This window comes from Pseudomonadota bacterium, from assembly GCA_026388215.1.
GTDB lineage: Bacteria > Desulfobacterota > Syntrophorhabdia > Syntrophorhabdales > Syntrophorhabdaceae > JAPLKF01.
Window position 1 is genome coordinate 1 of sequence record JAPLKF010000184.1, and the last position, 2,381, is coordinate 2,381.

Sequence of the window (2,381 nt, forward strand, 5' to 3'; positions counted from 1 at the left end):
TCTTGTAGATGCTTGTTCCTACGGGGGTTTACATAACAGGCAAAGGATATTTGCCTGTTAATTATATATATCACATATACCCAAGGAGGTAGTAGGAATGAATAAGACAGAAATCATAGCAAAAGTGGCAGAAGAAATTAAGGTTTCAAAAGCAGCTGCAGCAAAGGCTTTCGCCGTGATCACGGGCTCTATTGAACAGGCAATGAGGAAGGGAGAAAAGGTAAGATTTATAGGGTTCGGAACATTCTCTGTCGCACAGAGGAAGGCCAGAAAGGGAAGAAACCCCCAGACCGGCAAAGAGATCAAGATTGCTGCAAAGAAGGTCCCTAAGTTTTCCGCAGGAACGGCTTTAAAGGCAGCAGCCAGTGGAAAAGCGGCGGCCGTAAAACCAAAAGCGAAGAAGGCATCTGCAAAACCGGCAGCTAAAAAATCGAAAAAGAAATAAATTAAGACCAGGCGGGCCTTTTGTCCCGCTTTCTTTTTCATAACCGGCGCCACATGAAAACTGGAAGCGATTAGCAAATGCGGTTGAGGACTTCTCAGCAACAAGGCGAAAGCCGAAAATACTGTTTATCCCAGGTGGTAATCATTATTCCTATCTCTACAAAAACTTTGCACAGCAATGCATAATATGTTCTAATAAATTTGATTTATGCCTTTTGTGAAATGCATTTTTATTGACTGCGATTATAAAAGAGAGGAGGTGGAAAAAGGATGGGAGGAAACAAGGACAAGAAGAAAAAAGAAAAAAAGAAACCGAAGAAAGCAGCAACAGAGAAGAAATCCAGCAAGTGATAACTGTTTCTGCTTTCTAAGTAGGGTACAAAATGAGACCCCTTCACACTATGTAAGATTTGACCTGCTTTTAAAACGGATTGCAACTCCGGATTTCCCGAAGTTAAACTTTTCGTTTTTCTTCAAGGTGGGAAGGGGATTAAAGAAGAGGGTGGATACTTGATAAAAAATGTCAGGCTTGATACTGACAACTTTCTGTTAGTCGTGTTTTTTAGAAATAAGCAATTTATACAATGTTTAAATTGGTAATGGTGACCCCTCCAAATTCTGATTGACATTTTTTGAGTACAATATCAGAATAGAATAAACAAATTATGTAAAGTGGAGGGGGCTGAGATAGGTGGTATATCCGAACCGGTACGGATGTGAACAAGTTAGCTGCACCTGCCGCTTTGTTTCAGCGTAATCATTTGTACTCGAGCCGTTAGGCGTAAAAGGGAAGATAGGCTATCCCAGTTTCTTCAGGAGAAATTGACCATGGAACTCAACAGGGGAAGAAGAAGTGCTCCTGCCAGCATCATTCTTGCCACTTTAATCTGGCTAATCTATCCCGCAATGATTGCACAGCCGCAGGAGCAGCACGGAGATGTTTGCGAAAAGAGGAAAGGACTGGTAATCCTTGTCGAGTTTCCGGACATTGTCCCTCCGGTTGATGAGGACTTTGTCAGGGAGCGTTTCAAGAAGCTTGACTTCTATGTACGTGAGATGTCCTACGGGAAGGTGTGCACTGACGTCGACATCACAGGATGGCACCGGCTCCCTGATTCCATTAGGCGGTATGATATCTCTCCAGCCAATCTCAAAGTCGACAAATCACGTGTCGTAAGACTTATACAGAATGCCATTGATGCTGCAGATGGGAAGAATGATTTTTCACGTTATTCCTTTGTTGTCCTGTTTCTCGGTGCCCAGTTCAAAGAATACGGCATGGTAGGGCTCTGTGGATATCCGGGTATGCTCGGATGGAAACAGGAGATTATATTTAAGACCAAAAGCGGACAGATTGTTCAAGGAGGAGTTGCGATCTTTACTTATCAAGCGCACCTTGGCACACTCTTTCATGACGTAGCCCATGTCTGGGGAGGAGTGAGCGCTGGGAAAAGAGTATTACCCTGCCTCTACGACCACGACATTCAGGCAAAACATCCCACAAACGACACCGGTTTTGCAGAGGCGCTAATCAATATGGGTTACTGGGACCCCCTTTCCTGCCATTTCTACAAGCGGAATATTCCACCACCGGGCATATCATCATGGACGAAGCTAAGACTCGGCTGGATCGCACAGGAAAAGGTACGGGTGGCGGATCCAAAGCAGGTCAGCGAAATTGTGCTCGGCCCACTCGAAGACGCGTCATCAGAAACGCTCGTGATAAAAATCCCGCTTACAGAGTCAAGATTTTATCTCATCGAGAACCGACAAGCGATTGGTAGTTTTGATCCCCACCTCCCCGGTAAAGGTATTCTGATCATGTATGCAGACGATAGCATAGAAGAATGCAGGTATGGGAAATCACCGGTCAGACTGATCAATGCAGACCCTGCTGTTCCATATCTCCAGGGCGCTGCCTTCGACCTGCCGGGGAA

2 protein-coding genes and 1 pseudogene are annotated in these 2,381 nt (G+C 44.9%); all 3 read left to right on the top strand.

Going from position 1 to position 2,381, the window contains the following annotated elements; genetic code table 11:
* Nucleotides 1-97 precede the first annotated feature (97 nt).
* Nucleotides 98-361: pseudogene (locus NTU69_10065) on the top strand (HU family DNA-binding protein).
* Nucleotides 362-703: 342 nt separating this feature from the next.
* A complete protein-coding gene (locus NTU69_10070) occupies nucleotides 704-958 on the top strand; it encodes a hypothetical protein (protein ID MCX5803856.1) in 255 nt (84 codons plus the stop codon).
* A gap of 308 nt (nucleotides 959-1,266) precedes the next feature.
* A partial coding sequence (locus NTU69_10075) for a hypothetical protein (GenBank protein ID MCX5803857.1) occupies nucleotides 1,267-2,381 on the top strand: 1,115 nt, incomplete at its 3' end.